This is a genomic window from Candidatus Hakubella thermalkaliphila (assembly GCF_013281975.1).
Classification (GTDB): Bacteria; Actinomycetota; Humimicrobiia; order Hakubellales; family Hakubellaceae; genus Hakubella; species Hakubella thermalkaliphila.
Genome location: NZ_BLRZ01000182.1, coordinates 1 through 2,472, shown reverse-complemented (window position 1 = coordinate 2,472; position 2,472 = coordinate 1). Strand labels below are relative to the sequence as shown.

Genomic DNA, 2,472 nt, shown 5'->3' with positions numbered 1-2,472 from the left:
GGAGAAGAACCGTCCAGACTCACCGAGATACGGGATACCCCGGCCATCTTGATTCTCTCCACAACTTCTGGAGTAAGTAAAGTGCCGTTGGGAGACATCACTACTCGCAGACCCTTCTTCGTTCCGTAGGCGGCAAGCTCAAAAATGTCTTGTCTCAGGAGCGGATCACCGCCACTCAGAATCAGAATAGGCTTGGATAGCTCGGAGATCTGATCTATGAGACGAAATCCTTCTTGGGTGGCCAGTTGGCCAGGGTCGGGGTGGTATTGGGCTTCAGCCCGGCAATGAACACAGGCCAGATTACAGGCCCTGGTAGTCTCCCAGGCAATGACCTGAGGCAGTTGAGGAATTAGTCCGCCCATGAATACCTCTCAAATATAGGCAATAGACGCATGGCTTTATACTGGAATTCTATCCCTATTTGGCCAAAACTGCTTCTTGCCATCGGGATTTGTTATCCACTGGCTTCGATAAAAACAATTTGTTATTCGGGGGCCACTTCCTCAAACGATAAAAATAGGGAATCTATTTTTCTGGGTAATCTCTGCCATCCATTCTCGATCTACACCACCGCACCCACTATTTGCGGATCAGTCTCAATCTCGTCATCCGTCAGATAGCAGGCGGGGTCCTCGTCCCACAGGTCTCCTTTTATGACTTCGGCGCGAATGCGACATCCGCCACAGACCTCCACATACCGACAGCGACCACAGCGCCCCCGCAGCATACCTTTCATATCTCTCAGATCACGAAGAAGCTGGTTGTGAGAATCCGACCAGATCTGGCTGAAAGATCGCTCCCGTACGTTACCCAGGGAGACATTTCCCCAGAACTGGCAGGCATGGACATCACCTTTGGCATCAACATTAGCCAGCTTCCTGCCTGCCGAGCAGCCACCATGCATTAAGAGAAGCTGGTAGACTTCTTGGGCTCGTTCAGGCTGCTCCCGCAACACCTTCTGATAGATATAGGCGCCATCGGCATGATTATCCACGGTCAATATTTCTAGCTCGATACCTGATCTAGAAAACTCTTCTGTCCGTCGAAGAAGAAGTTCTATAACCTTTCTCGTCTCTCCAGGAGTCAGATCATCGGCGGCCATTTTTTTTCCTCTTCCAGCATAGACCAAATGGTACATACAGAAGCGAGTTATTTTATTTTCTACCAAAAGATCGAGGATAGCGGAGAAATCACTTGCGTTATATCTGTTGATAGTAAGGCGGACTCCAGCCTTAAGGCCGACGGATTGACAGTTTTTGATACCCGTAAGGGCCTGTTCAAAAGCCCCCTGCCGGCAACGAAAATCATCGTGCACTTCTTTGGTGCCATCGATGCTGACACCGACATATTGAAACCCGGCCTCTTTGATCCTTCGGGCCACTTCTTCTGAAATCAGAGTGCCGTTGGTGGACAGAACGGCCCGAATCCCCTTCTCTCTGGCATATTGGCCCAGCTCAAAGACATCCTTGCGAATCAGGGGTTCCCCTCCCGAGAAGAGAAGAACTGGTATTTTCATGAAGGCCAGATCCTGAATAAACCTCTTCGCTTCTGAGGCATTCAACTCATCAGAATAAGCCCTATCCTCTGCGCTAATATAGCAATGCTTGCATCGCAGGTTGCACCGGTTGGTAATATTCCACACTACCACCGGATGTTGATCAGAGCTGAATTGAAGCAAATGAGGGGGGAGTTTGGAGCTATCTCTTCCAAACTTGAGGGCATCGGAGACGGTGGCGGTGCCGCAAAAAAGTTTGGTGCAACCGATCATCTGTTATCTCTCTCTGGTTCTTTAGCAATAACTGGAGAAGTTTTCCTATACTACCCTCAATTCAGTTTTCGAGTCGAATGATACAACTAAAGGGGCCTGGATTTCAACCAGGCCCCCTGGGTGGAGGTATGTCTGGCAGACTGTCCAGAATTATTGATTGCTCCAAGGAGGGAAAACATTTTCTCATTACTCTAACCGTATACTTTGGGAGAATATCCAAACATTTGCTCACGACACTCTGTACAGGACGCTATATGTGGTGCAAACGTTATATGTGGTTCAAAAAGAGCCTTATGGTGAGGCTTCAACCTTTCGGAGAGAGAGCGCAGAAGGAACAGTCGTGAGGAGAAAAACCAAATTCAGTTGGTGCAATTCTCTTGTTACATATGTCTTACGATGTGAACCTAACTTCTAACCCTACAGCGATACCTAAGAATCTTGGTTCAATATGTAGGGCAATTTCTTTAATTGAACCACAACATATTCTATGTATTCAGGTAAATGACGTTGTAGGGCTAAGACGTAAGCATAGGAGAGAATATCAGAGGACAAAAGTAAATGTCCCAAGAAACCTTATCCTTACACTTTCTACTAGTAAGCTTTCCATTTCGCACCCTTTCGGCGGTTCTATACTCTGGCTGACCTCACGACCAACCATTTCAGTCCACACCGTCCAAGCCGCTACTGGTACACTTACTTTCAAA

General features: G+C 47.8%; 2 protein-coding genes. Both read right to left on the bottom strand.

What is annotated here, in order from left to right:
• Window positions 1-362: radical SAM protein (locus tag HW443_RS10610; RefSeq protein WP_176238176.1), on the bottom strand; the 362-nt coding region annotated here is incomplete at its 3' end.
• A 200-nt stretch (window positions 363-562) separates the two neighbouring features.
• Window positions 563-1,768 (bottom strand): radical SAM/SPASM domain-containing protein, encoded by a 1,206-nt coding sequence (locus HW443_RS10605; RefSeq protein ID WP_176231523.1) that lies wholly within the window; start codon window positions 1,766-1,768, stop codon window positions 563-565.
• Between the last annotated feature and the right edge of the window lie 704 nt (window positions 1,769-2,472).